This is a genomic window from Hymenobacter gummosus (assembly GCF_003970915.1).
Lineage (GTDB): Bacteria > Bacteroidota > Bacteroidia > Cytophagales > Hymenobacteraceae > Solirubrum > Solirubrum gummosum.
Window position 1 is genome coordinate 51835 of sequence record NZ_RXOF01000003.1, and the last position, 25458, is coordinate 77292.

A 25458-nucleotide genomic window follows, 5' to 3' on the forward strand; every position below is an offset into this window, starting at 1 on the left:
TGATTTTGCGTCGCCTTGCTTCTAAGCTACGCCCCAACCGGCTCCTCCACCGCTACCGGCTCCACCCAGCGGCCGTCTTCGCGGATGAGGTTAATCAGCTCGTCCACGGCGGCTTCTTCGGGCACCGACTTCTTGATGACTTCCTGGCCGCGGTAGAGGGCAATTTTGCCCCGGCCCACACCCACGTAGCCGTAGTCGGCGTCGGCCATTTCGCCGGGGCCGTTCACGATGCAGCCCATGATGCCGATTTTGACGCCCTTGAGGTGGTCGGTGCGGCGGCGGATCATGGCGGTAGTTTCGGGCAAATCGAAGAGGGTACGACCGCAGCTGGGGCAGCTGATGTACTCCGTCTTGCTCATGCGGGTGCGCGCCGCCTGCAGGATGCCGAAGCTGAGCTGGTTAAGCCCGTCGAGGCGGCTGAGCCAGGTGTTCTGGTCGGCGTCGGGCAGCTTTTCGGTGCTGAGCACCACGCCGTCGCCGAGGCCGTCGAGCAGCAGGCCGCCCACGTCGGTGGCGGCGTAGAGCTGGGTTTGCTCGGCGGCCTGGTCGGGGTACTGGCGGTTGATGATGACAGGATTGGTCACGCCCTTGTTGATCAGCCGGAAGAAGGCCCGGCGAATTTCGGGCATGGCGTGGGCGTTGTCGGTGTAGAGGATGATGACGGCCGTGCGGTCTGCGCGCAGCTGGTCGATGGCGGCCGGCGTAAGGGACTCTAGGTTGTGGAAGACGAAGTTGGCCTCCGGGTGCTTGGCGGCGGCCACGGCGTACTCGCTGTGGGTAAGCACCGGGAAATGGTCTTCGCGCTTGCCGCCGTCAATCCACGCCGCGTAGTCGACCAGCTCCTTGAGGCCGTTGGGCAGCATGAACGGGATGGGGCGCTGACCGGTGTAGATGTAGTCGGCGCCGAGGTCGTTCATCTGGAACTTGTCGAGGAAGGCCGAGTACAGGTGCCCCACGCAACGCAAATCAGCATATTCCACCTGCGGCAGGCGCGAAATATCGGCCAGCACCCGCGGCACGTTCTGCCCGCCGATGTTCAGCACCTCGTGCGTCTGGCGTCGGTGGTACTGGAAGGGGTCAATTGGGATTTGGGAATTAATAATTAATAATGAAGAATTAGTAATTGCGTCTACAGATTCCGCTGCATCGGATTTTGACGAATTATTAATTATTAATTCTTCATTATTAATTAAACTTAGAATGGGTTTGGCCTCGGCGGCCCGGTTCGTGTACCGGTCAATCAGCATACGGGCCACGGGAGCTTCGGCTTCGGGCGGCTCGGTCAGGCTCACGCGCACGGTGTCGCCTAGGCCGTCTTCCAGCAGCGTGCCGATGCCCACGGCCGACTTGATGCGGCCGTCCTCGGCTTCGCCGGCTTCGGTCACGCCCAGGTGCAGCGGGTAGGGCTGCAGGCCCTCGGCGTCGAGCTTCTGCACCAGCAGGCGGTAGGCCTGCACCATCACCTGCGTGTTCGAGGCCTTCATCGACAGCACCACGTCGTAGTAGTTCTCGTCCTCGCAGATGCGCAGAAACTCCAGGGCCGACTCCACCATGCCCAGCGGCGTATCACCGTAACGGCTCAGAATGCGGTCGGACAAGGAGCCGTGGTTGGTGCCGATGCGCATGGCCGTGCCGTACTGCTTGCAGATCTGCACCAGGGGCCGAAACCGCTCCCGGATGCGCTCAATCTCGCCCTGGTACTCCGCGTCGGTGTACTCGATGGTCTGGAATTTCTTCTTGTCGACGTAGTTGCCCGGGTTCACGCGCACTTTCTCCACGATGCGGGCGGCCAGCTCGGCGGCGTTGGGCGTGAAGTGAATGTCGGCAATGAGCGGCACTGCGCAGCCGCGGCGGCGCAGCTCCTTCTTGATTTCCTGCAGGTTCTGGGCCTCCTTCATGCTGGGGGCCGTGATGCGCACGTACTCGCAGCCGGCCTCCACCATGCGCAGCACCTCCTCCACCGAGCCGAGCGTGTCCATCGTGTCGACGGTGGTCATGCTCTGCACCCGGATGGGGTAATGGCCGCCGAGGGGCAGGTCGCCGATGTTCACGACGCGGGCTTCGCGGCGCTTGTATTCGGTCAGGCTGGGGCAGTAAATCTTGGATTCCGAAGAGGTGCTCATGCGCAGGGTAACGTAGTCGAGGCAGAAACCGCATTTCAGGCGGCAAAGTTGCCGGAACAAAGGTACGAGGCTTGCCAGCGTTTGCCGAGGTTTGTCGACGTTTGCGGGCCCGCGCCGCAGCGCGGGTGACGTTGTTACGTCGTCTTATGACCGACGGCAGCCGGCCGATTACCATTATTGCGTCATCGTGTAAAGGCCTTCACCGATGCCCACGCCATGGCCCGGGCCTACAAACGTGTCTGCATCCTTACTATGCACCCACCTCTGCGCCTCGATGCGTCCACCGGCCACCTGCAGCTCGGCCCGACTGGTAGCATCACCCCTACCACGACGCCCGCTGACCTGGCCCGGCTTTTTCCCGCGGCCAGCATCACGCCCTACAACCTCGGCAACGGCTGGCATCAATATCACCTGCAGCTGGCGCAAGACGGGTGGTTCATCGGTGTGGTGCTGCAGCTGGTCGGGCGCTACTTCGTGCAGTGGCAGCTGGTTTTCACCCAGGACCGGGCGCCCCGCAACACCTGGGCCGACTGGGATGAGCCCGCCGAGCGGCAGCAGGCGCTGCGCTACCAGCAGTGGCTGACGACGCAGCTCGGCCCCGCCGATGAGCGGTGGCAGCTCGACTGGGGCGAGGCCTGGGTGGGCTACGACGCCCGCAGCGGCAGCAGCAGCATAGTGGTGCGCTACGGCGGGCCCGCGCCTACTCCCCAGCCCGCTTGAACACGCCGTCCAGCGTGTCTACCTGCACGCCCACTTCCTCGTCGAAACTGGCGTTGATCATGGCCCGGGCCACGGTGCGGGCGTGAATGGGGCGGTACTTGTGCAGCCCCGGCAGCTGCCCCAACAGGGCCGCCGCCCCGATACCGAATCGTTCGAGCGGGCGGGCCTGCTCACGCGGGCCGGCCAGCACGCCCGGCTGCAGAATGCGGACGCGGGCAAAGGCCAGGGCCTGCACGTCGCGCTCCAGCTCGCCCTTCATGCGGTTGTAGAAGAGGGCCGAGTCCTTGTCGGCCCCAGCCGCCGACACCAGCACGTAGGTATCCGTGCCGTTGCGGGCGGCGTGTTCGGCCGTCTGCAGCTGGTAGGTGTGGTCGACGCGGTACTGGTCGTCCTTGCTGCCGGCCTGCTTGAGCGTGGTGCCCAAGGCCGAAAACAGCACCTCCCCCTGCAGCAGCTCCTGCCACTCCGAGGGCTTGTCGAAGTCGACGATGTGCTCTTCGAGCTTGTCGGGGTTGTGGTAGCCGGTGGGGCGGCGGGTGAATACTTTCACGCGCTCGAAGCGCGCATCGGTCAGCAATTGGCCAACCAGGTAATGGCCTACCAGCCCGGTAGCACCGATAACGAGGGCAGTCTTTTTCATGCGGCAAAGGCAAACGTTCAGGCTCTGTCTTTACCCCGAAGCGGCACCTGGGGTTATCCATCCGTGTACCGCGCAGACGCGATTATGCGTCTGCGCGGCCGCATTGCCCGAAAATTATCCGGCTGTAGCGGGTCAACGCCCAGACGCAGCCATGCCTCTCTACGCCGGCCAAACAGCTCTGATGCTAGCGTACCCCGCTACTGCGCGGGCGGCAGCCACTGCTGCATCAGGGCCTCGAAGCTCTCGGGGCGCGGGGCCAGGTAGATGCTGAGGTGAAAAGCGTCGAGGCGCTGCAGCAGGTACACCAGCTGGCGCCGCTCCTCCTGGGTCAGGTCGCCCGACACGAGGTGGGCCACCTGGTTCATGCGGCCCAGGGCTTCGCTGAGCACCTGCCGGCCCTCGTCGGTGACGCTGAGCAGCTTGCGGCGGCGGTCGGTGGCGTGGGGCTCTTCCGTGACGAGGCCGTGGGCCAGCAGGCGCTTGATAACCTCGGTGCCGGAGGCTTTTTCGTGCACGTTGCGGGTAATCAGCTCGGTTTTGCTTAGCGGCTGCAGCCGGTAGAGGCTGGCCAGGTAGGCAAAGTCATCGGCGGTGAGCAGGGGCGTGCCAGCCAGCGCCAGGCGGATGTAGGAGCGGGCGTAGCGGTTCATAAACACCACCAGCTTGCTGATTTGCACCTCCGGCGAGTCGTGCACGGCGTGCACCTCATCGGCGACGGGCTGCGGGCCCGCGCCCAGGGCGGTGCGGGCGTGCAGCCAGGCGGCAAAGCGGGGTAAGTCGGCCGGGGCGCTGTGGCTGGCCTGCTGGTGCTGTTCGAAGGCTTCGACCTGCTCCAGCAGCTGCTTCAGCAACGAGTAATCCATGGCGGCGGGAAGCAAGAACGGGGGAAGGCCCGGCAGGTCGGCGGCAAGCTCGGCCTGGGGCGACGCGGCAACTCCCGATAGCGCAGGAGTTGTTTTTTTGTTGCGGAATCAGGTTAAAAATCCGCAAACGGGCGGACGACCGCCTGAGTCAGAACGGTTACGGCACTGTCGTGGCGCGCGACGCGCGACATCCGGGTGGGTATCGTTGACTGACTTCACTCAGATGTCGCGCGCCATGACAGCCGGGCCTACCGGTTCACGCGCAGCACAATCTTGCCGATATGCTCGCTGCTTTCCATCAGGCGGTGGGCCAGCTCGGCTTCGCTGAGGGCAAACTTGCGGTAGATGACGGGCTTGAACTGCTTGTTGACCAGCAGGGGCCACACGTGCTGCTCCACCGCGGCCGTCAGGGCGGCTTTGAAGTCGGCGGAGCGGGGGCGCAGGGTGCTGCCGGTGATGGTAAGGCGGCGGCGCATCACCTCCAGGGCGTTGAACTCGGCCTGGGCGCCCTTCATGGCGTTGATGAACACCAGCCGGCCGTCGTCGCGGAGCAGGCGCAGGTTCCGGGCCGTGTAGTCGCCCCCAATCATGTCCAGCACCACGTCGACGCCCTTTTTCTGCAGCTCGGCCTCAAAGTCCTCGGTGCGGTAGTTGAAGCAGCGGGTGGCGCCCAGGGCCTCGCAGGCGCGGCACTTCTCGTCGGAGCCGGCCGTGGCGTACACCTCGCTGCCCAGCAGCCGGGCCAGCTGAATGGCCGTCACGCCGATGCCGCTGCTGCCGCCGTGCACCAGCAGCGTCTGGCCCGGCTGCAGCCCGCCGCGCTCAAACACGTTGTGCCACACCGTCAGCACTGTTTCGGGCAGGGCGGCGGCTTCGGTCATGCGCCAGCCGGCGGGCACCGGCAGGCAGTGCCGGGCGTCCACCACGGCGTAGTCGGCGTAGCCGCCGGCCGTGAGCAGGGCGCACACTTCGTCGCCCACCTGCCAGCGCGCCACGCCCTCCCCCACTTCCTGCACCACCCCGGCTATTTCCAGGCCCGGTACGGTGCCCGTCACGTCGCCGCTGCCGCCGTACTTGCCCTGGCGCAGCAGCACGTCGGGGCGGTTGACGCCGGCGGCCAGCACCTGCACCAGCACCTGGCCGGGCGCGGGGCGCGGGGCATCGAGGTGCTGGAGCTGTAACACTTCGGGGCCGCCGGGGCGGCTAATAACAATGGCGTGCATGCTAGGCAGAGGGGTCGGTGAAGAAGGGCGCGAGTCAGGCCGCAGCGGCGTGTACGGCTTGAATCCGCAATAGAACGATTCTGCCCGCGTCGTGCAAGCTTCGGCGGGCAAATTCCGGGGCCGCCGCCGCGCCACTTTTCCCCGGCATTTGCGTTTCTTGCCCTCGATGAAAGCCCCCAGCATCTTCCCCACCCTGCTCGACGCCACCCGGGCCCTGGGCTTGCGCGCCTGGCAAACCGGCCCGCTGTTCCGCAAAGCCTTTCGCTCGGCCGCCGACGCGGTGCAGGAAGTGCTGCGCGCCGAGGTGCAGAAGGGCAACGCCAAGCTGGTGGCCGACTTCCTGATCGACAAAGCCGCCCCGGCCGCCAAGGCCCTGCTGCTGGAGCGCATGTCGGTGCGGCTGCTGGCCCGGCTGGGTTTGCGCGGGGCCCTGGCGTCCAACGTCGTGGGCTGGATTCTGCCCTTCGTGGTGGAGAAAATCGTGCGGGCCGTGCTCAAAACCGAAGCCGCCGCCCGGCTGCAGCAGCACCCCACCGTGACGAACGTGCGCCGCACCCTCGACGAGCTGACCAACCGCCTGCGCCGGGCCGTCCTGCCCGATTTCGGCTCCCGGGCCGAGGTGCTGGAACACGATTTGCCCGAGCTGCCCGCCCCGGCGGCTCCAACCGCCGAGGCCCCGTAGCGTAAAAAGCTCGTCCGCTCCTACTCGCCGCCCCATGCGCCCCGACTACCTCGCGCTCTGGCAGAAAATCGAGGCCTTCGAACTCGACGACCCGCACGCGGCCCTCACGTTTACTGACCGCTTGGCCCGCGAAAACGGCTGGCCGCTGAGCTACAGCCTGCGCGCCGTGCAGGAGTACAAGCGCTTTATGCTGCTGCTGTGCGTGTCCGAGCACCCGCTCACGCCCTCCGACCAGGTCGACCAGGTCTGGCACTTGCACCTGCTCTACACCCGCTCCTACTGGGACGAATTCTGCCCCCACGTGCTCGGGCGCCCCGTTCACCACGGCCCCACCCGCGGCGGCGCCCAGCAGCAGGCCCAGTTTACCGACTGGTACGCCCGCACCAAAGAGCTGTACCAGACTACCTTCGGTCACGCCCCACCCGCCGACCTCTGGCCCGACGGCGCCGAGCGGTTCGGCGACATCAACTTCCGGCGCGTCAACCTCGGCCGCTACTGGCTGCTGCCCAAATTCCGCTTCTTTCGTCGTTTCTGATGCAGCTGGCCCGTCTTGCCCCCGCCGAAATCATCGTTTTGCAGCGCACCCGCGAGGCTCCCGTCCGGCACATGCTGCGCCTCACCTTCGCCGACCTGGTGCTGCGCGACGTGCTGCGCCTGGAACACCGCCCGTTCCAGCCCCGGCCCCAGGATCCGCCCGTCGACTGCTACTACGTGCGCCCCGGCGACGCCTGGGGCCGCGAGCCGGCCCGGCCCCACGAAGTGCCGCTGCTGCGGCCCCTGCCCCCCGGCCGGCAAATGCTTCTGCTGCGCAACTACGTAGCCGTGCTGCTGGAGCAGATACCCCCGCGCTACCAGTACCGCCTGCTGGTCACCGAAAGCCCCAGCCTGCGGGGCTGCGTGCGCTGCACCGCCTGGCAGCAGCTCTGGCAGACGTTTGCGCTGACGCCGGCGGGCCTGGACCTGCTCTACACCGTGGACGCCGAGCTGGCCCAACTGCCGCGCGGCCCCCGGGCGGCGGCGCTGCTGCCCAGCCTGCACGGCAAGGCCCTGCTGCTGGGCGCCCCATTGCCCTTCGAGCTGCGCCTGTTCGATGCGGAGCTGCTCCGCATGCTGGGCCTGCGCCGGGGCCAGCCGGAAGTAGTCGGCGGCGACACCGGCGGCAGCTGGGACGCCGACACCAGCAGCGAAGGCAGCGACTTCGGCGGCTCGGACTTCGGCGGGGGCCACTCCGGCGGTGGGGGCGCCAGCGGCGACTTTGGCGGGGATAGTGGCTGCTCCTCGGGCTGCTCCTCGGGCTGCTCCGGGTGCAGTGGCAGCGGGTGCAGTGGCTGCGGGGGCTGCGGCGGGGATTGAGCCTGAGAACGTAAAAGCCCGTCCAGCCACAGGAGGCCGAACGGGCTTTTGGGTCGCCGAAAAATCGACTAAAAATGAAAAAACCCGCCGGCTCCCGCACTTGCTGCGGGGCCAACGGGCTTAGTGGCGAGCCGGTCGAACTGCATTCCCACCCGAATTCGAACCGGCTGCACCGGCGGCTGCTAATGCAAGAAAAGCAGCTCGCGGTATTTGACCAGGGGCCAATCTTCATCGGCCACCAGGAGTTCCAGTTTGTCTACCTGCCGACGAATAACGTCGAACAAGGGACGGATATTGGCGCCGTACGCCAGGGCCCGCTCGCGCGTGTCCTCCAGCTTGTTGGCTTTCTTACGCTCCTCAATCATCTCGCCCACCGTCGTCTTGATGGTGGCGATGCGGCGCGAAATTTCCTTGATGGAGTCCACAGTTACCTGTGAATGCTCGTCGTCAAGGCCCAGTTCGCGCAAGCCGCGCACGTTTTGCACTAGCTTATTCTGGTAGGCAACCGCGGTCGGGATGATATGGTTCACGGCCAAATCGCCCATTACGCGGCTTTCGATCTGCACCCGCTTGATGTAGTCCTCGAGCAGGATTTCGTGGCGGGCGTGCAGTTCGACGTGCGAATATATACCCAAACGCTCAAACAGCTGCGAAGCCGACTCGGTCACGAAGGCGTCGAGGGCCGGCGGCGTGGTCGGCACGTTCGACAAACCGCGGCTGGCGGCCTCTTCTTTCCACTCGTCGGAGTAGCCGTTGCCCTCGAAGCGGATGGCTTTCGAGTCAATCACGTACTGGCGCAGCACGTCGATAATGGCCATTTCCTTTTTGCGGCCGCCCTCGATGAGCGCGTCCACTTCCTTGCGGAACACCTCCAGCTGGTCGGCCACGATGGCGTTGAGCACGGTCATGGCCGAGGAGCAGTTGGCCGACGAACCCACGGCGCGGAACTCGAACTTGTTGCCGGTGAAGGCGAAGGGCGAGGTGCGGTTGCGGTCGGTGTTGTCGAGCAGGATGGGCGGAATCTTGTCGATGCCCAGCTTCAGGTACAGGTTGTCGCCCTTGTCGAGGGGCAGCTTGGCGTTGCGCTCCAGCTCGTCGAGCACTTCGGTGAGCTGCTTGCCCACAAACACCGACATGATGGCCGGCGGGGCTTCGTTGGCGCCCAGGCGGTGGTCGTTCGAGGCCGAGGCAATGCTGGCGCGCAGCAGGTCGGCGTGGGTGTACACCGCCTTCACCGTGTTGATGAAGAAGGTCAGGAACTGCAGGTTTTCCTTGGGCTTGCGGCCGGGCGAGAACAGGTTCACGCCGGTGTCGGTGCTCATTGCCCAGTTGTTGTGCTTGCCCGAGCCGTTGACGCCCGCGAAGGGCTTCTCGTGCAGCAGCACCTTGAAGTTGTGCTTGTCGGCCACCTTGTCCATGACGTCCATCAGGAGCTGGTTGTGGTCGATGGCCAGGTTGGCGTCCTCGAAGGTGGGGGCGCACTCAAACTGGTGCGGGGCCACTTCGTTGTGGCGGGTGCGCAGCGGAATGCCCAGCTTGGTAGACTCCTCCTCGAACTCCACCATGAAGGAGTGCACGCGGGGCGGAATCGAGCCGAAGTAGTGGTCTTCGAGCTGCTGGCCCTTGGCCGGGGCGTGGCCGAACAGCGTGCGGCCGGTCATCAGCAGGTCGGGGCGGGCGTTGAACAGCGCCTTGTCGACCAGGAAGTACTCCTGCTCGATGCCCAGCGTGGTGTTCACGCGCTGCACGTCCTTGTCGAAGTAGTGGCAGATGGGCAGGGCGGCGGCTTCCAGGGCGGCCAGCGACTTCAGCAGCGGGGCTTTGTAGTCGAGGGCCTCGCCGGTGTAGGCCACGAAGATGGTCGGAATGCACAGCGTCTTGGCGCCGGCCGTTTCCAGGATGAAGGCGGGGGACGTCGGGTCCCAGGCGGTGTAGCCGCGGGCCTCGAAGGTGTTGCGGATGCCGCCGTTCGGGAACGACGAAGCATCGGGCTCCTGCTGCACCAGCGCCGAACCTTTGAAGTTCTCGATGGGGCGGCCGTCGGAGTTCAGGTCGAAGAACGAGTCGTGCTTTTCGGCGGTGGCGCCGGTCAGGGGCTGGAACCAGTGCGTGTAGTGCGTGGCCCCCTTGCTCATGGCCCAGGTTTTCATGGCCCCGGCTACGGCGTCAGCCACGCTGCGCTCTACCGGCTGGCCCTGCTTGATGGCGGCCTGCAGCTTTTTGAAATAGTCGCCGGACATGGTGGCGCGCATGGCCTCCAGGTTGAACACATTGCGCCCGAACGACTCGGAGCGACGTTCGGAGGAAGTCACCGGCACAGGCTTGCGCTGGTCGACCAGATTCAGAGCACGAAAACGGAGGGTTGCCACGAAACGGGAAAAGGTTAAAAAGCGGGGAAATGCTTTTGATAGGGCCAAAGGTAGAAGCGAAAGTTATTTTTCACAACTACCCCCTCTTTTTTTAGCCTCTTTTTCGACTAAGCAAACGATTTCATCGACTATACCCCTATTAAATCAACACTAACTCCTGAAAAGCCACTCTCCAATGTCACCTTGAACTTGCCGGGGTAGCCTTGCTGCGGGCCGGGCGGCTTATCGGACGGGCGCTTACCTTTGCGGCTTCGCTCCGCCTCCGTGAGAAACCGCTTTCATTTCCAGCCGCGCTACTTTCTGTATTGGCTGCTGCTGTTTGCCTTCGGGCGTGCTGCTTTCCTGCTCTACCACTGGCCCCAGCACACGGCCGACCTCGACGCGGGCACCATCCTGCGCACCTTCGTCTACGGGGTGCGGCTCGACGGCTCGGCGGCGGCCTACCTCTGCTTGCCGGCCTTCCTGCTGCTGGCGGTGGCGGGCCTGTTTCCGCGCTGGCGGGGTGCCCGGGCGCTGGGCGCGTACACGGCCGTGGTCGGCACCGGGGTGGCCCTGCTGACTACCGTCGATTTGGAGCTGTACCGGGCCTGGGGCTTCCGCCTCGACAGCACCCCGCTGCAGTACCTCGACTCGCCGGGGGAAATGGCCGCCTCGGCCGGCTCGGCCCCCATTCTGCTGCTGGTTGGCATCTTTCTGGCGCTGCTGGCCCTGGGCTACGGGCTGTACCGCTGGCTGCTGGTGCCGCTGCCGCTGGCGCCGACCTGGTTCCAGCGCTGGCGGGCGGTGCTGGTGGCACTCCTATATATAGCCCTGCTGGTGGTACCCCTGCGCGGCGGCCTGCAGCAGATTCCCGTCAACCAGAGCGACGTGTACTTCTCGACCCAGTGGCCCTTTGCCAACCACGCCGCCATCAACGTGCCCTGGAATGTGGTGCAGTCGTTACCCCTGGGCGAGCTGCGCCAGAACCCCTACCAGTACCTGCCCGACAGCGCCGCCCGGCAGGCGGTAGCCGAACTGTACCGCCCCGCCGCCGATTCGGCCCCGGTGCAGCTGCTGCGCACGGCGCGGCCCAACGTGCTGTTCGTCATTCTGGAAAGCTTCACGGCCAAGCTGGTGGGGCATCTGCAGGGCGAGCGGGGCGTCACGCCCACCCTCGACAGCCTGGCCCGCACCGGCGTGAGCTTCGCGCAGCTCTACGCCAGCGGCGACCGGAGCCAGAAGGGCATTGTGGCCCTGCTCAGCGGCTACCCCAACCAGCCGACGACCAGCATTATCAAGTTTCCGCGCAAAACCGAGGGCCTGCCCAACCTGGCCCGGAGCCTGGGCCGGCAGGGCTACCAATCGGCGTTTTACTACGGCGGCGAGCTGGCCTTTGCCAACATGAAATCCTACCTGCTGGCCGCCGGCTACCAGCGCCTGGTGGAGCGGCAGGATTTCAACCGGCGCGACCAGAACTCCAAGTGGGGCGCCCACGACCACGTGCTGTTCAACCGCATTCTGCGCGACCTGCACCAGGCCCCGCCCCAGCCGTTTTTCCTGACGGCCTTCACCCTGAGCAGCCACGAGCCCTTCGAGGTGCCCATGCGCCCGCGCTTCCCCGGCCGCGATGAGGAAAACCAATTCCGCAACTCCGTGGCCTACACCGACCACGCGCTGGGGCAGTTTCTGCGGGCGGCCCGGCAGGAGGCTTGGTGGGACAACACGCTGGTGGTGCTGGTGGCCGACCACGGCCACACGCTGCCGGGCGAGTCGGCCCTGCCCTCGCCCGAGCGGTTTCACGTGCCGCTGCTGCTCAGCGGCGGGGCGCTGCGCCCCGAGGCGGCCGGCCGGGTGGTGCGCACCTACGGCAGCCAGACCGACGTGGCCGCTACCCTGCTGGCCCAGCTGAAGCTGCCCGCCGCGGAGTACGCCTGGAGCCGCAACCTGCTGGCCCCGACGCCCCCGGCGGCGCCCGGCGGCTTTGCCTTCTACTGCTTCACCGACGGCTTCGGCATCGTAACGCCCGCCGGCGAGCTGTCCGTCGACAACGTGTCGCGGGAGCTGATTTACCGCGACCCGCAGGTACTCGACCAGCAGCTACACCAGGGCCAGGCCTACCAGCAGGAGTCGTTTGCCGATTTTCTGCGCCGCTAACGCCCTCTTTCGCCTTCCCGATGCGGCAGCTGCTGTTCGTCTACAACGCCACCTCCGGCCCGGGCCACGCCCTGCTGGATTCGCTGCACAAAGTGGTGTCGCCCGGCACTTACCCGTGCAAGCTCTGCGGCCTCACCTACGGCTTGACCAGCATGCGGGCCGAGTGGAAGCAGTTTCTGCAAACCCTCCCCCTGCCCGCCCGCTTCGTGTACCGCGACGAGCTGCCCGCCGCATATCCGGCGCTGGTGGGCCAGGCGCTGTCAGCTATTTTCCTGGAGGATGAGGCCGGCCGCGTCGAGCCATTAATTACGGCGGCGGAAATGCAGCCGCTGGACCTGGCGGGGCTGATGGCGCTGCTGCGGCAGCGGCTGGGAGCGGTAATATGAGACGCAGCATCGAAGCTCCCATAATGCGTGATTTGATCCAAGCGCGTTTTTCCGTGGATGGCTTTATCTGAAGTTCTGTGCCGGGTGAAGGGCCAAATTGCACCTCTACTTTTAACTGGATCTTTAACAGTGATTTTTCAGCCTGACTCCCGCTTGTCAACGACCCACGCGCAATAAATGTGGAAGCTTAGAATTCTCTACAGTGGTGCAACGAGACCCCAACAAGCCGCTCGATACTATCAGCCGTGGCAACCGTGAATAACTCTGCATCAGCATGCGTAATGTCTTCCACCCGTTTCACCAATTCACTGTCGCTCATTTTCATGCGCTGCAGCACTCCGCCGTATAAGTTTTGACAATCCCAGTTGGTTCTTAGCCATAGGTAAGCCAGTGCAGTGACCCATTCTGCGTGTCGTCGTTTGGCTAAGACCGGCGTACGTGTGTTTTTGAGTGAGCGAATAGGCTCTGCGGCATTGAGTTGCGCAACGTATGGTTGCACGATTAACCAATCCAGGATTAAAGCGTCCCCGACTACGGCAAACACCAGTGTCAGCGGCACAGCACCTAAAAAGGCTGATAAACCTATTTGTTGTAGGCTGTGCGCCATTTCGGGTACAACCCGGGCTACCAACTCGTTACTAAGTTCTTCTTCCCAATTGTGAGGACTAGCAATGAATGCCCGTCGCACTTCGCTACGCTCCGTTACAAAATCATGCTCCTTAGCCTGCACCGACCACGCGTAGGGACGGAGCACGTAGGCCTCAATTAAAAAGTTATTGAGCTTCTCCTCATTATTGGCTTGGTGCTGAACATCCGTCTGACGTCGCCAGATATACCAAGGCACTACGCATGCTATACCTGCGAACATTGCGGAGAATACCGACACTATTAACGCGATAGTTCCTTGGTTCATCAGTTTAGAGGTCAGGAAACAATTTTAACTAAAGTAATCAAGATTCCTTTCTGCCAAGTAGTGCAGTCAAAAGCGGAACTTTTCCTTTTTATCACGAAGTATAGTAATCCGATGACCCGTGGCCTGCTGCATGGCCCCGCGCCGTGTTGTATCTTTGCCGGTCCTATGAACACGCGCACCGTTGCCTTTTACACGCTGGGCTGCAAGCTCAACTTCTCCGAAACCTCGGCCCTGGGCCGGCAGTTCGAGGAGCGCGGCTTCGCAAAAGTAGCCTTCGAGCAGGGCGCCGACATCTATGTCATCAACACCTGCTCCGTCACCGACCACGCCGACCGTAAGTGCCGCAAGGTGGTGCAGCAGGCCCTCAAGCACAACCCCGAGGCCTACGTGACCATCGTGGGCTGCTACGCCCAGCTCAAGCCCCAGGAAATTGCCGAAATTCCGGGCGTGCACGCCGTGCTGGGCGCTGCCGAGAAATTCCGCCTGGCCGAAATCCTCGACGAAACCGCTTTCCGCAAGCCCGCCGCCGGGCAGCCCGGGCAGGTGTTTGCCTCGCCGATTTCGGAGGCTACCGAGTTTCACGCCGCCCACTCCTTCGGCGACCGGACGCGTACCTTTCTTAAGGTGCAGGACGGCTGCGACTATTCCTGTTCGTTCTGCACCATTCCGCTGGCCCGCGGCAAAAGCCGCTCCGGCTCGGTGCAGAGCGTAGTGGAGCGCGTGCAGCGCCTGGCCGAAACGGGCGTGAAGGAAATCGTGCTGACGGGCGTGAACCTGGGCGACTTCGGCCTGCAGGGCGCCGACCGGCAGCGGCTGGAGACGTTTACCGATTTGGTAAAATCCCTCGACCAAGTAGAAGGCATTCAGCGCTTTCGCATCAGCAGCTGCGAGCCGAACCTGCTCACCGACGAGATTATCCGCACGGTGGCCGCCTCGCAGCGCTTCATGCCGCACTTCCACATTCCGCTGCAGTCGGGCTCTAACAAGATCCTGGGCTTGATGCGCCGTCGCTACCGCCGCGAGCTGTACCAGGAGCGCGTGGCCCTGATCAAGGAAGTTATGCCGCACGCCAGCATCGGCGTCGACGTGATTGTGGGCTTTCCGGGCGAAACGGAGGCGGATTTCCTCGAAACCTACCAGTTCCTGAACGAGCTGCCGGTGTCGTACCTGCACGTGTTTCCCTACTCGGAGCGCGAAAACACCCTGGCCCCAACCCTGCCCGGCCGGGTGCAGGACCGCCTGCGCCACGAGCGGACGACGCAGCTGCGCAGCCTGTCGGAAAAGAAGAAGCGCTTTTTCTACGAGCAGCACGTGGGCCAGCAGACCGAAGTGCTGTTCGAGGACGACCTCGGCCCCGACGGCCGCATCGAAGGCTACACGCCCAACTACATCCGCGTGGCCGCCAAGTACGACCCGCTGCTGGTAGGAGATCTGAAAAAGCTCCGGCTGACGGAAGTCAATCCGAACGGGCTGATGGAAGTTGAAGAGCTGGGCTTCGAGGTACTGACGCACTAGGCGCCCAGCCTCGCCCGCCCCCAACAGCAAGGCCCGCCCGGACTATCCGGGCGGGCCTTGCTGTTGGGGGCGGAAGTATTTTACCGACCCTGGCGCAGCAAATCCACCATTTGTTGCAGGAGTTTTTGCTGGTCCAGCAGGCTTTGATTGCGCAATTCCATCATTTCCTGCTGCTGCTGCTGCTGCTCCCGCAGGTGCTGGTTGCGCAGCTCAGCCAGGGCCAGCTGGTGCTGCAGCTGCTGGGCGTACAGGGCGGCTTCCCAGCCCACCACGGGCGCCCCCGGAACCGCCGGTGCAGGCGCGGCCGGGGCCGTAGCGGCGGCTGCCGGCGTGGGCGTGGGTACTTCCGGCGGGGCCGCTGTCGGCGCGGGGGCAGCAGGCGCTGCTGCCACGGGCGGCGTGGTTACTACCGGCGCCGTCTGCTCGGCTTCGTTTTCAGCAAGGGCAACAGCCGCTACCGGAGCTTCGGCGGCGCTTGCCGCGGGCGCGCTGCCGTTCGGTACGGTTGGCATGGACACGTGCAAAGCACTGGCAGCAGTTGCCGGAAACATGCTTCCTTCGCCCTGCAGCAACCAATCCTTTGACACATTTGGATAAACCTCAAATATCTTGCACAAAAGGTCGAACCCAGGTTTATTACGCTCTTCTACAATATGTTGAATTACGGTAGCCGTTTTATCCAGCGACAAGGCAAAGGCGTTTTTGGACATACCTAGTGCTTGAATGAGCTGACTGAAACGCTGCCCCACGGTGCTTACAACGACCATAAACCAAATGTTAAAACAAGAGTTTCTGCGACAAATATACACAAATGAATAAATACAGTTTCAGGCTTTCGCTCAGCATCTATTACCGCATCGTCAGCAGTTGCGCGGCGGCGCCTGAAGCTGCTACTCCGGGCGTGCCGTGCAGCGGCCCGCCATCAATTAGCAGCTATGCTGCGGCTGCTGCCCCTGGCGAAGCTGCTAGCACGGTCCGCAGACGCAAAGCCTAGCTGGTATGGGCAAGGGCTACCTGCCAGTTGCTAGCCGCAACAGTTCCGCCGCGTCGTGTATCCGAAATTGCTCGGTAGCCATTCAGCCGACGCCTACCCGTCAGCGGGCTTCAAAAGCGGCGGGCTGATGCTGTCGGCAGAAACTGGTGCTGCGCTAAGGTGGTGGCCGGCGGCGTTACGCCCGGGCCCGCTGGGCAGGGGCAGCAAACCCTATCCCGACCGTTGCAAACCTCGGCCGCCTCTCACAGCCCGGCGCCCTGCCGCCAGCGCTGCACGTCAATTGCCAGCGCCTCCAGGGCCTGCTCATCAATGCTGCCCGAACCGAACCACAGACCCTGCTCCTGCCGCAGCAGCGTCAGCAGCTGCTCGTCGGTTTGCGCCTTGCCGAGCTGGTAAATGACGGTGCGCGTCAGCTCGGGGTAGTAGGCATTGGTCGGGGCGGCGGGGCCTGTGCCGGCCGCATCGTGCTGCACCAGCAGCTGCAGCAGCTCCTCGAAACGCGGGCCGAAGGCTTCACGCACGCGGTGCTCCTCGGGAATGTGCTGGTGAATCAGCTGGCGCCGCTGGTAGGCCAATAGCTCCCGGCGCAGCTGCCGTTCATCGGCGCGGCTTTCCGTGCGCTGGCCCAGCAGCCCGACAAGCCAGGTAAACAGTCGTAGCCCGAGCATGCGCAGGGTGGTTTGACGCAAGGATCAGCGCCGCCTACTCGTAGCGCAGCGACTCGATGGGGTCGAGGCCGGCGGCTTTGCTGGCCGGGTAGTAGCCCGAGCCCAGGCCCACCGTCACGCAGATGGCCAGGCCCAGCATCATCCACACCCAGGGCACCAGGAAGGCCCCCTCGCCCACCAGCAAGGATACGGCGTTGCCCATGCTCACGCCCAGCAGAATGCCCAGCGCCCCGCCGAGCACGCAGATAACAATGGCCTCGATGAGGAACTGCTGGCGAATCTGCACGGCCGTAGCCCCAAGAGCTTTGCGAATGCCGATTTCGCGGGTGCGCTCCGTCACCGACACCATCATGATGTTCATCAGGGCAATGCTGGCGCCGAGCAGGGTAATAAAGCCCACGATAAAGCCGCCCACGCGCATGGTGCCCGAGAGGCTGTCGAGCTTGCTGGCCAGCGAGTCGCTGCTTTCCATTTCGAAGCTGTCTTCCTGCCCGAGCCGGTCGTGGCGCACGGCGCGCATCAGGCCGCGGGCCTGGTCCATGGCGAAAGGCAGGTTTTCGGGCCGCAGCACGGACGTCTTGATGTCGTAGGTGAGGGCCTGCTTGCGGGGCATCTGGTTGCCGGTGCTCAGGGGCATGAGCACGAGGCGGTCGGCCCCGCCGCCGCCGCCCATGCCGGAGCCGCTGCGCTCCAGCACGCCCACCACCAGGAAGCGGCGGCCCAGCAGGTACACGTACTTGCCCACCGCCGCCGCGTCGCCGACGTTGCCGAACAGCTTCTCGCGGATTTCGCCGCCGATGAGCACCACGTTGCTGCCGTTGTCCAGCTCCAGCTGCGAGAAGGCGCGGCCGGCCGAGAGGTTGTAACTCTGGTTGAGCAGGTAGTTTTCGTCGCCGGCGGTGACGTTGGTGTTGGGGTTGGTTTCCTTGCTGCCGGCCTTCACCTTCACGGCCCCGGCAATAAAGGCCGAAATGCCCACCCGGCCCTCGTCGCCGAGCTGCTGCTTGTACTGCATGGCCTGCAGGTAGCTGATGGCCGGGTAAATGTGCCCGCGCATGCCGCCGCGGCGGAATTTGTTGGAGTAGCCCTTGGCCTCGATGTCGAAGGAGTTGGCGCCGAGGCTGGCGAAGGTGGCGTTCAGCGAGGCCTTCATGGCGTCGATGGCGGTAAGAATGCCCACCAAGGACATGATGCCGATGCTGACGATAAGCGCCGTGAGAATCGTGCGCAGCAGGTTGCTTTGAATGGAACGGAACGCTTCGCGAATATTTTCCAGCAAATTCATGCCCACCGAGACGAAAAAAGTCTACAAATCCAACCAACGACCGGCCGGCAGCTGCGGGCCACTATTCGGTCGGCCGAAAGGTAGCGGCTTTCCCCCAAACCTATAAGCGTTTCGCTACATTTGTTTGGGCCGCCCGCGCCAGCCGCTGAACCCGGCCGGGCGCGGGCTGGTTGGTAGCATTGGCCGGAACGCAGCCGGCCCCGGCGCCGTTCACCCATGCAACGGCCCGCCCGCCGCCCTTCTCTTTTGCTTCGTGAAGTCTATGCTCTATACCCGCCTGCTTGCGCCCCTGCTGCTGCTGGCCGCCACGCTGCTGCCCGCCGCCGCCCGGGCCAGCGAAATTCTCATCCCTATGGATGGGGCCCAGAAAGAACACCTCAAGGCCTACGGCGCCGCTTACTGGCTGCTGTCGAAGGAAGTGGAGGTCGACTGGCTGCTGAACTACCGCGGCGGGGCCTTTGCCTGCCCGGCCATGCAGGGCATGGAGCAAGAGCTGGCCATCCGCGGGGTGAGCTACCAGGTGGTCAGCGACGCGCAGTACGCCGGCATCCTGGCCCAGATAGCCGACCCCAGCGCCAACATGGACGTGATGAAGCTGGAGAAGCCGCCCAAAATTGCCGTGTACACGCCCAAGGGCAAACAGCCCTGGGACGACGCGGTGACCATGGTGCTGACCTACGCCCAGATTCCCTACACCGAAATTTACGACGACGAGGTGCTCGACGGCAAGCTCACCAAGTACGACTGGCTGCACCTGCACCACGAGGACTTCACCGGGCAGTACGGCAAGTTTTTCGCCTCGTACCGCAACCGGCCCTGGTACCAGCAGCAGCAGCGCGACGCGGAAGCCGCCGCCAAGCGCCACGGCTTCGGCAAGGTGTCGCAGATGAAGGCGTCGGTGGTGACCAAAATGCAGGAGTTCGTGGCTGGCGGGGGCTTCCTTTTCGCCATGTGCTCGGCCACCGATACTTACGACATTGCCCTGGCCGGCCTGGGCGTGGACCTGGTAGAGAGCATGTACGATGGCGACCCGGCCGACCCGCAGGCCCAGCAGAAGCTCAACTACAACCGCACGCTGGCCTTCAAGGACTTCCAGATTGTGCGCGACCCGTACCAGTACGAGTACAGCAACATCGACATGCAGCCCTACGAGCGGGGCGTGGGCGAAGACAACGACTACTTCCAGCTCTTCACCTTCTCGGCCAAAAACGACCCGGTGCCCACCATGCTGACCCAGGACCACGAGAAGACCATTAAGGGCTTCATGGGCCAGACCACGGCCTTCCGCAAGTCGCTCATCAAGTCCGACGTGCTGGTGCTGGGCGACAACAAGGCCTCCGGCGAGGTGCGCTACATGCACGGGGAATTAGGCAAGGGCACCTGGACCTTCTTCGGCGGCCACGACCCCGAGGACTACCAGCACCTGGTGGAGGAAGAGCCCACCGACCTCAGCCTGCACCCCAACTCGCCCGGCTACCGCCTGATTCTGAATAACATTCTGTTTCCGGCCGCCAAAAAGAAAAAGCAGAAAACCTGATGCGCACGCTAATCCGCCCAAAGAAAAACGGCCCTGGCAGGCCGTTTTTCTTTGGGCGTGCAGGTTCTATTAAATTGCATCTCCTAATATGTTTTTTCAATGAATCGTCCTAAAGCGCTTACTGCGTGGCTGGTGTTGTGCGGCTTCGTTTTACTGCTTGTCTTTACTGGCTGCCAGAAGGAACCGGACCCGGAACCTCCTACCACTGGCGGCCTGACCGGCACCATTAGTCCGGCGGGTGCCATTAGCCGCGTCACGGCTACTGACGCTGGCGGGCTTACTTTTCCCGTGGCCCCCGATGCCGCGACGGGCGCCTTCGGCCTCCCGTCGCTGGCCCCGGGCACCTATTCCCTCTCCTTCACGCCCGCCAGCGGCTACCGTCAGCCGGCCTCGCGCAGCATCAGCATTGTGGCCGGCGCCACCACCGACGCGGGCACCGTGACGGTGGCTTCCGATGGCAGCATCAAAGGCGGCAGCGTGAGCTGGACCGTCAATGGCGTAACCCACACGGGGGTGGTTCCTACCGGTAGCGTCGACGTGGCCCGGGGCGATTTTACTTTCCTCGCGCTTGCCACCCAAACCGAGCAGCTGCGGGTGGACATAGTCACTACCTTCAGGGGCGTGGGCACCTACAACCTCAATATCCCATTTGCCAGCACCGTGCGCACCACGGCCGATTATGTGCGCACTACGGGCGGGACTACCAGCATCTACGGCAACACTCCCACCGCGGGCAGCGGCAGCATCACAGTAACGGCCTTCGACGCCAATGCCGGCACGGCGGCAGGCACGTTTTCCTTCACCCTGGTGGGCCTGAACAACACCCCGGGCAGCGTAAACGTGACCGATGGCCGCTTCTCGCTCCGTTTTTGAGCGCGGCAAGAAGCCGCCCAGGCTTCGCTCCCAGTCCTGCACCGGCCCGCGAACTGCGCAGCTCATTCCCGCTGCTTCAGGTCCGGGCCTCGGTCGAGTAACAAGAAAAAGCAGAAAACCTGATACCCCACCCCATTATGCCCTTTTTACCTCTTGCCCCAGCCCGCCTCGGCCAAGTGCTGCTAGCGGGTGCCCTCCTGCTGAGCGGCTGTAAGGACAAGCCCTCGGAAGTGAAGCCCGACCCGGACCCCACCACCGCCACCACGTTTTACCGCGGGGCCGATTTGTCGTTTTCGCCCGAAATCGAGGCGGCGGGTACGCGCTTTACCGACCAGGGCCGTAGCGCTACGCCGCTGTTCCTGCTGAAAGAGCGCGGCATGAACCTGGTGCGCCTGCGCCTGTGGCACACGCCGCCCACGGGCCACAGCCACCTGAATGAAGTGGCCGACTACGCCCGCCGCGCCAAGCAGGCCGGCCAGGCCGTGCTCCTCGATATCCACTATTCCGACACCTGGGCCGACCCCGGGCAGCAGACCACGCCCCGGGCCTGGCAAAACCTGCCCGCGGCCATTCTGCAGGACAGCGTGTACCAGTACACCCGGCGGGTGCTGCGCGTGCTGGAAACCCAGCAGGCCCTGCCCGATCTGGTGCAGGTCGGCAACGAAATCAACGGCGGTATGCTCTGGCCGCAGGGCCGCATCCAGTCGCCGGCCGACTACCCGGCCCTGGCCGCCCTGCTGCGCCGCGGCCTGCAGGCCGTCGTCGACGCCGACCCGCAGCGCCGCATCCGCACGGTGGTGCACTTCGCCGGCCCGGCCGGAGCCGATTACTTTTTTGGGCAGCTGGCCCAGCAGAACGTGAGCTACGACGTGCAGGCGCTGTCGTACTACCCGCAGTTTCACGGCCGCAGCCTGGTTACGCTCAGCCAGCAGCTCACGGCGCTGGTCAACCGCTACCAGAAAGACTTGCTGCTGGTGGAAACGGCCTACCCCTTCACCCTGAGCTGGAACGACTACACCCACAACTCCGTGGGGCAGGCCGACCAGCTCGTGCCGGGCTACGACGCCACGCCGGCCGGGCAGCGCGCCTATATGCTGGAGCTGCGCCGGCTGCTGAAGGCGCTGCCGGGCGGCCACGGCATCGGCTTCTGCTACTGGGCGCCCGATTGGGTGGCCTTCCGCGGCCCCACGGCCACCAACGGCTCCGCGGCCGAAAACCAGGCCCTGTTCGACTTCACCAACACCGGCGTGCTGGCCCTGGAAGCCTTTCAGGCCGAGTAGTCTGGCCACAGCCAACTACCCGCCGTTTCTCCCGCCAAAGCATAGCCGATTTGCTATGCTTTGGCGGGATTTTTGCGCTTGGCGGCGCTCTGTCGGAGCCCACCGCATATTCCCGTATGGCTGATAACTCTACCTCCCTCCGTTTTGGCTGGTTCGCCCTGCTGGTATTCTTGGCGGCCTGCGTGTCGCCCGAGCAGCCGGTTGCCCCCACCGGCAGCACTTTGCGCGGTTACGTGCGGCCGGCCAACGCCCTGGCGACGGTTACGGCTACCGGGGCCACGGGCGGCGTATCCCGCCCGGCCACCGTCGATACCGTCAGCGGCCTTTTCACCTGGAACGACTTGCCGGCCGGCTCCTACTCGCTGGATTTTGACCAGGCCCGCGGCTACGACAAGCCCCTGCGCCGCATCGTTAATCTGCCCTTCGGCAAGGCCACCCAGCTTGACACCCTGCGGCTGTGCCGGGATGGGCAGGTTAAAGGTGGCACGGTGACGTGGATTGCCAACGACACCGCCTTCAGCGCCACCCGCGTGCGGGGCCTCATCGAAACGTCTTTCAATAACACGCTGCTGCTGACGGCCGAAACGCGCAACGGCAGCCGCACCGAAATGCTGGATTTCAAGCTGCAAGCGCGGTTTACCGGCCCGGGCACGTACGCCCTCAACGCCTTGCCGCAGGCCGCTTACTCGTCCTATTTGTACCGCGACACCGTCCGGGCGACCTACACGACGAGCGGCAGCACCGGGGGCACGCTGGTCGTCGACTCCTACGACGCCTGCACCGGCGCCATCACCGGCACGTTTGCGTTTACTGCCACCGATCCGCGCGCCACTCCGGCCCGCCAGCGGCGCATCCGGGCCGGCCGTTTTGCCCTGCGGCTGTAGCGGCGCGGCTACTTCTGCGCTCTAAAGCATCCCCGAAGCCGGTCTTTCCGTTTGAAAGGGCCTGTACCTAGCCCGACTGCATGGATACCGAGCACGTGAACTACGGCCTCTCCGCCGCCAGCGCCGAGGAAAAAACGCCCATCGAGGAAACGCCCAACCCGCTGCCGCGGGCGGTGCTGCGCCTCAGCACCACCATGCTGCTCGACGGGGAGTGGCGCTTCGCCCTCGATGCCCACGACGCGGGCCTGCGCGAGTGCTGGTACCTGGGGCGCGATTACGAGCACGTGGCCACCTGGCCCGGCTCGGTGGAAATGCACCTGGCCGAAGCCCGCGGGCAGAGCGACCCGGCCCGCTGGCACGACCAGGTGGTGGCCTGGTACGAGCGGGAATTCACCCTGCCCGAGCAGGGCGAACCGGCCAGCCAGTCCATGTACCAGCTCACCTTCGGGGCCTGCGGCTACGAGACGCGGGTGTGGCTCAACGGCCGGCAGCTGCGCACGGTGGAAGGCGAAGACGTGCACTACGGCGAGTACACCTCGTTTTCCTTCGAGCTGCACGCCGATTTGCTGCGCCCCGTCAACCGCCTCACGGTGCGCGTGGCCGATACCATGGACGCCGAAACGCCCCGCGGCAAGCAGGAGTCGCACGTGTACAAGCGCGGCGGCATCTGGTACCAGACCTACACCGGGGCCGTGCGCTCGGTGTGGCTGGAGCTGGTGGAGCGCAACCGCCTCCGCTCCCGCGTGGGCGTGGTGAGCTTGGTGGAAGACCGGCTGGTGCGCTTCAACCTGACCACCCGCATCCACGACCCGGGCCAGTACACGCTGCGCCTGCAGGTGTTCGACCGGCACCACGGCCCCGATACCGGCGCCGAGCCGCTGGCGTCCTCCGACTTTCCGCTGCGCCTGGAGGCCGGGCAGAAGCAGCAGCGGGTGGTGCTGGAGGTGCCCGAGGCGGAGCTTTGGTCGCCCGAGGCGCCCAACCTGTACCGCCTCGTCGCCCAGCTCATCGACCACGACGGCTACGCGGCCCAGATTGAGGCCCGCTTCGGCCTGCGCAAGATTGAGGCCCGGGGCCGCTACGTGTATCTGAACAACCAGCCCATCTACCTCGACGGCATTCTGTACCAGCCCGGTACGGCCACGTTCGAAGAAATCCAGCGGCACTTCCACGCCATGCGGGAGCTGGGCTGCAACCTGGTGCGCGTGCACATTGCCGGCGTCGACCCGCGCATCTACCAGCTGGCCGACGAGCTGGGCCTGCTGCTGTGGGTGGAAGTGCCCAGCCCGCATACCTCCACCCCGCGCAGCCGCCAAAACCACTACGCCGAGCTGCAACGCATGCTGGCTTTGCTCGAAACGCACCCCTCCATCGTCATCTGGAGCCTATATAACGAGGACTGGGGCGCCCAGGACATTGCCTCGAACCCGGCTACCCGGCGCTACATCATCGACACCTACCACTACATGCACATCGAGCACCCGCAGTTTCTGGTGGTCGACAACGACGGCTGGCAGCACGTGTCGTGGGAGGGGCGCCTGAAATCGGACCTGCTCACGGCCCACCTGTACACGCCGGCCCTGGACCGCTGGCGCGAGCTGCTCGACCAGCTCATCGCCGGCCAGATGGAGGGCGTGGCGGCCTTCCCGCTGGTGGTCGGCGACCCGTTTTTCTTCCGCCACCAGGTGCCGCTCATCGTCAGCGAGTGGGGCGGCTTCGGCTTTCCCGACTACGGCGGCCCCCAGGACGCGGCGGCCCGCACCGAGCAGATCCGGCAGTTCAAGCACGAGCTGCGCCAGCGCCCCATTGCCGGCGACGTGTACACCCAGGCCACCAACATCGAGGATGAGCGCAACGGCCTGATTGACCCGCACACCGGCGCGCTGTCGGTGCCGGCGGGGCTGCTGAACTCGCGCGTGACGCCCGAGCCCCCGCAGGACCCGCCGTTGCCGGCGGTCTGAACCTGATTTTTCAGGCTGGTTGATGCGGGCTAATCAGGCGGCCGGGCGTAGTTTGCCGCATGATTCGCCCGTTTCTCCAGCGTCCCTCCCGGCCGCGCACCCTGCTGCTGGGGCTGGCCTTCGGGGTGGCTTACGGCTTGTTTGGCATGCTGCTGGTCAGCCTTACCCACCAGGCGGTATCGGTCAGCTACATTTTCGTGCTGCCCCTGGTGCTGGGCGCCATTCCGGTGCTGTTTTCAACCCGGCAGCAGCTGCAGGCCTACCTGAGCTACCTGGTGCTGCCCTGGGTGGTGGTGCTGACGACCTTTTTCCTGAGCGGGGTGGCCGGCCTGGAAGGGCTGATCTGTTTGGTAATCATCGTGGGGCCGTTTGCCCTGCTGGGCAGCATCGGGGCCTTCGTGGTGCGCTGGCTGGCCCTGCGCCACCAGCCCCAGACCCCGCTGTACACCTCCCTGCTGCTGGCCCTGCCCTTTCTGGCGGGCGTCATCGAGCAGTTTATCCCGGCCACCGACCAGGAGCACACCGTCGTGACCAGCTGCGAGGTGGCGGCGCCGGCGGCCGTGGTCTGGCAGCAGGTGCAGAGTGTACGGGCCATCCGGCGGGCCGAGCTGCGGCCCCACTTCGTGCACCGCATCGGCGTGCCCCGCCCCCTCGACGGCCACCTCGACCGCCCCGGCGTGGGCGGCGTGCGCCGCATCAGCTGGGAAAAAGGCCTGCGCTTTCAGGAACGCATTACTGCCTGGCAGCCCGGCCGTGGCTTTGCCTACAATATCGACGTGGACCCGGCCTCCATTCCACCCCAGACGCTCGACGAGCACGTGCTCGTGGGGGGCCGCTACTTCGACGTGCTGCGCGGGGGCTACCAGCTGCAGCCGCTCGGGGCCGGCCGCTGCCGCCTCACGCTCCGCTGCACCTACCGCGTCAGCACCAACCTGAACGGTTACGCGCGGCTCTGGGCCGATTACCTGCTGAATGACTTCAACGAGGCCATTCTGGAAGTGGTGCAGGCCCGCAGCGAAGCGGCTGCCCGGTCGTAGCAGCACCAGCCGCCGCTGT

Annotated in this window: 22 protein-coding genes; 13 read left to right on the top strand and 9 right to left on the bottom strand. The window is 64.8% G+C overall.

Translation table 11 applies throughout. From position 1 onward, the window contains the following. Positions 1-26: 26 nt before the first annotated feature. Positions 27-2123, bottom strand: a complete 2097-nt coding sequence (gene ispG / locus EJV47_RS06350) for a (E)-4-hydroxy-3-methylbut-2-enyl-diphosphate synthase (protein ID WP_126692315.1) — start codon at positions 2121-2123, stop codon at positions 27-29. 252 nt (positions 2124-2375) lie between these two features. On the opposite strand from ispG, the gene EJV47_RS06355 reads away from it, so the two are divergent. Then, complete coding sequence (locus EJV47_RS06355) at positions 2376-2843, top strand: hypothetical protein (protein ID WP_126692316.1); 468 nt, start codon at positions 2376-2378, stop codon at positions 2841-2843. On the opposite strand, the gene EJV47_RS06360 is transcribed toward EJV47_RS06355, so the two are convergent. The 3 genes from EJV47_RS06360 to EJV47_RS06370 form a co-directional block, all read right to left on the bottom strand. Then, entirely contained in the window at positions 2824-3483 is a 660-nt protein-coding gene (locus tag EJV47_RS06360) for an NAD(P)H-binding protein (protein ID WP_126692317.1), read from the bottom strand. The two genes, EJV47_RS06355 and EJV47_RS06360, sit on opposite strands and share 20 nt — an antisense overlap. Positions 3484-3680: 197 nt before the next feature. After that, positions 3681-4346, bottom strand: a complete 666-nt coding sequence (locus tag EJV47_RS06365) for a MarR family winged helix-turn-helix transcriptional regulator (protein ID WP_126692318.1) — start codon at positions 4344-4346, stop codon at positions 3681-3683. Between the two features lie 248 nt (positions 4347-4594). Beyond that, positions 4595-5569, bottom strand: coding sequence for an NAD(P)H-quinone oxidoreductase (locus EJV47_RS06370; RefSeq protein ID WP_126692319.1), 975 nt, complete (start codon positions 5567-5569; stop codon positions 4595-4597). A 148-nt stretch (positions 5570-5717) separates the two neighbouring features. Here EJV47_RS06370 and EJV47_RS06375 point away from each other — a divergent pair, with 148 nt between their 5' ends. Genes EJV47_RS06375 through EJV47_RS06385 form a run of 3 tightly spaced genes read left to right on the top strand, consistent with a single transcriptional unit; the run spans position 5718 to position 7604 of the window. Continuing rightward, positions 5718-6251: a hypothetical protein gene (locus EJV47_RS06375; RefSeq protein ID WP_165903642.1), complete on the top strand. Its 534-nt coding sequence runs from the start codon at positions 5718-5720 to the stop codon at positions 6249-6251. 34 nt (positions 6252-6285) lie between these two features. Next, positions 6286-6786 carry a glycine-rich domain-containing protein gene (locus EJV47_RS06380; RefSeq protein WP_126692321.1) on the top strand — a complete coding sequence of 167 codons (501 nt, stop codon included), beginning with the start codon at positions 6286-6288 and terminating at the stop codon, positions 6784-6786. After that, the gene (locus EJV47_RS06385; protein ID WP_126692322.1) at positions 6786-7604 is read left to right on the top strand and encodes a hypothetical protein; all 819 of its coding nucleotides are present in this window, start codon (positions 6786-6788) and stop codon (positions 7602-7604) included. The genes EJV47_RS06380 and EJV47_RS06385 overlap by 1 nt, the downstream gene beginning before the upstream one ends. 182 nt (positions 7605-7786) lie before the next feature. Here the strand turns inward: EJV47_RS06385 and EJV47_RS06390 are convergent, their stop codons facing one another. Beyond that, on the bottom strand, positions 7787-9973 hold the full coding sequence (locus EJV47_RS06390) for a glutamine synthetase III family protein (RefSeq protein WP_126692323.1): 2187 nt from the start codon (positions 9971-9973) through the stop codon (positions 7787-7789). A gap of 264 nt (positions 9974-10237) precedes the next feature. On the opposite strand from EJV47_RS06390, the gene EJV47_RS06395 reads away from it, so the two are divergent. Together EJV47_RS06395 and EJV47_RS06400 are read left to right on the top strand one after the other, a co-directional pair. Then, positions 10238-12106 carry an LTA synthase family protein gene (locus EJV47_RS06395; protein ID WP_126692324.1) on the top strand — a complete coding sequence of 623 codons (1869 nt, stop codon included), beginning with the start codon at positions 10238-10240 and terminating at the stop codon, positions 12104-12106. Positions 12107-12126: 20 nt separating this feature from the next. Continuing rightward, positions 12127-12492, top strand: coding sequence for a hypothetical protein (locus tag EJV47_RS06400; RefSeq protein ID WP_126692325.1), 366 nt, complete (start codon positions 12127-12129; stop codon positions 12490-12492). Positions 12493-12679: 187 nt separating this feature from the next. Here EJV47_RS06400 and EJV47_RS06405 read toward each other — a convergent pair whose 3' ends face one another. Beyond that, positions 12680-13405: a hypothetical protein gene (locus EJV47_RS06405; RefSeq protein ID WP_126692326.1), complete on the bottom strand. Its 726-nt coding sequence runs from the start codon at positions 13403-13405 to the stop codon at positions 12680-12682. A gap of 165 nt (positions 13406-13570) precedes the next feature. On the opposite strand from EJV47_RS06405, the gene mtaB reads away from it, so the two are divergent. Next, positions 13571-14920: a tRNA (N(6)-L-threonylcarbamoyladenosine(37)-C(2))-methylthiotransferase MtaB gene (gene mtaB, locus EJV47_RS06410; protein ID WP_126692327.1), complete on the top strand. Its 1350-nt coding sequence runs from the start codon at positions 13571-13573 to the stop codon at positions 14918-14920. An 80-nt stretch (positions 14921-15000) separates the two neighbouring features. Here mtaB and EJV47_RS28370 read toward each other — a convergent pair whose 3' ends face one another. The 3 genes from EJV47_RS28370 to EJV47_RS06425 all read right to left on the bottom strand — a co-directional run bounded on the left by EJV47_RS28370 (position 15001) and on the right by EJV47_RS06425 (position 17867). Further along, positions 15001-15432, bottom strand: a complete 432-nt coding sequence (locus EJV47_RS28370; RefSeq protein ID WP_207895840.1) for a hypothetical protein — start codon at positions 15430-15432, stop codon at positions 15001-15003. A 724-nt stretch (positions 15433-16156) separates the two neighbouring features. Further along, entirely contained in the window at positions 16157-16582 is a 426-nt protein-coding gene (locus EJV47_RS06420) for a hypothetical protein (protein ID WP_126692328.1), read from the bottom strand. 34 nt (positions 16583-16616) lie between these two features. Next, entirely contained in the window at positions 16617-17867 is a 1251-nt protein-coding gene (locus EJV47_RS06425; protein WP_126692329.1) for an ABC transporter permease, read from the bottom strand. 262 nt (positions 17868-18129) lie between these two features. On the opposite strand from EJV47_RS06425, the gene EJV47_RS06430 reads away from it, so the two are divergent. From EJV47_RS06430 to EJV47_RS06455, 6 genes are all read left to right on the top strand, one after another. Continuing rightward, a complete protein-coding gene (locus EJV47_RS06430; RefSeq protein WP_126692330.1) occupies positions 18130-19404 on the top strand; it encodes an asparagine synthetase B in 1275 nt (424 codons plus the stop codon). A 288-nt stretch (positions 19405-19692) separates the two neighbouring features. Beyond that, on the top strand, positions 19693-20277 hold the full coding sequence (locus EJV47_RS06435; protein ID WP_126692331.1) for a hypothetical protein: 585 nt from the start codon (positions 19693-19695) through the stop codon (positions 20275-20277). Between the two features lie 137 nt (positions 20278-20414). Further along, positions 20415-21557 (top strand): glycoside hydrolase family 53 protein, encoded by a 1143-nt coding sequence (locus EJV47_RS06440; protein WP_126692332.1) that lies wholly within the window; start codon positions 20415-20417, stop codon positions 21555-21557. 116 nt (positions 21558-21673) lie between these two features. Beyond that, positions 21674-22441 (top strand): DUF6252 domain-containing protein, encoded by a 768-nt coding sequence (locus EJV47_RS06445; protein WP_126692333.1) that lies wholly within the window; start codon positions 21674-21676, stop codon positions 22439-22441. 80 nt (positions 22442-22521) lie between these two features. Then, positions 22522-24402 (top strand): glycoside hydrolase family 2 protein, encoded by a 1881-nt coding sequence (locus tag EJV47_RS06450; RefSeq protein ID WP_126692334.1) that lies wholly within the window; start codon positions 22522-22524, stop codon positions 24400-24402. A 59-nt stretch (positions 24403-24461) separates the two neighbouring features. After that, complete coding sequence (locus tag EJV47_RS06455; protein WP_126692335.1) at positions 24462-25439, top strand: SRPBCC family protein; 978 nt, start codon at positions 24462-24464, stop codon at positions 25437-25439. The last annotated feature ends 19 nt before the right edge of the window (positions 25440-25458 follow it).

What these genes read in the sequence shown, in the direction of transcription:
- ispG (WP_126692315.1), bottom strand. Translation starts at nt 2,123, where the DNA reads ATGAGCACCTCTTCGGAATCCAAGATTTACTGCCCCAGCCTGACCGAA.
- EJV47_RS06425 (WP_126692329.1), bottom strand. Translation starts at nt 17,867, where the DNA reads ATGAATTTGCTGGAAAATATTCGCGAAGCGTTCCGTTCCATTCAAAGC.
- EJV47_RS06365 (WP_126692318.1), bottom strand. Translation starts at nt 4,346, where the DNA reads ATGGATTACTCGTTGCTGAAGCAGCTGCTGGAGCAGGTCGAAGCCTTC.
- EJV47_RS06420 (WP_126692328.1), bottom strand. Translation starts at nt 16,582, where the DNA reads ATGCTCGGGCTACGACTGTTTACCTGGCTTGTCGGGCTGCTGGGCCAG.
- EJV47_RS06455 (WP_126692335.1), top strand. Translation starts at nt 24,462, where the DNA reads ATGATTCGCCCGTTTCTCCAGCGTCCCTCCCGGCCGCGCACCCTGCTG.
- EJV47_RS06360 (WP_126692317.1), bottom strand. Translation starts at nt 3,483, where the DNA reads ATGAAAAAGACTGCCCTCGTTATCGGTGCTACCGGGCTGGTAGGCCAT.
- EJV47_RS06445 (WP_126692333.1), top strand. Translation starts at nt 21,674, where the DNA reads ATGGCTGATAACTCTACCTCCCTCCGTTTTGGCTGGTTCGCCCTGCTG.
- EJV47_RS06450 (WP_126692334.1), top strand. Translation starts at nt 22,522, where the DNA reads ATGGATACCGAGCACGTGAACTACGGCCTCTCCGCCGCCAGCGCCGAG.
- EJV47_RS06405 (WP_126692326.1), bottom strand. Translation starts at nt 13,405, where the DNA reads ATGAACCAAGGAACTATCGCGTTAATAGTGTCGGTATTCTCCGCAATG.
- EJV47_RS06385 (WP_126692322.1), top strand. Translation starts at nt 6,786, where the DNA reads ATGCAGCTGGCCCGTCTTGCCCCCGCCGAAATCATCGTTTTGCAGCGC.
- EJV47_RS06430 (WP_126692330.1), top strand. Translation starts at nt 18,130, where the DNA reads ATGCTCTATACCCGCCTGCTTGCGCCCCTGCTGCTGCTGGCCGCCACG.
- EJV47_RS06370 (WP_126692319.1), bottom strand. Translation starts at nt 5,569, where the DNA reads ATGCACGCCATTGTTATTAGCCGCCCCGGCGGCCCCGAAGTGTTACAG.
- EJV47_RS28370 (WP_207895840.1), bottom strand. Translation starts at nt 15,432, where the DNA reads ATGCCAACCGTACCGAACGGCAGCGCGCCCGCGGCAAGCGCCGCCGAA.
- mtaB (WP_126692327.1), top strand. Translation starts at nt 13,571, where the DNA reads ATGAACACGCGCACCGTTGCCTTTTACACGCTGGGCTGCAAGCTCAAC.
- EJV47_RS06380 (WP_126692321.1), top strand. Translation starts at nt 6,286, where the DNA reads ATGCGCCCCGACTACCTCGCGCTCTGGCAGAAAATCGAGGCCTTCGAA.
- EJV47_RS06440 (WP_126692332.1), top strand. Translation starts at nt 20,415, where the DNA reads ATGCCCTTTTTACCTCTTGCCCCAGCCCGCCTCGGCCAAGTGCTGCTA.
- EJV47_RS06400 (WP_126692325.1), top strand. Translation starts at nt 12,127, where the DNA reads ATGCGGCAGCTGCTGTTCGTCTACAACGCCACCTCCGGCCCGGGCCAC.
- EJV47_RS06355 (WP_126692316.1), top strand. Translation starts at nt 2,376, where the DNA reads ATGCACCCACCTCTGCGCCTCGATGCGTCCACCGGCCACCTGCAGCTC.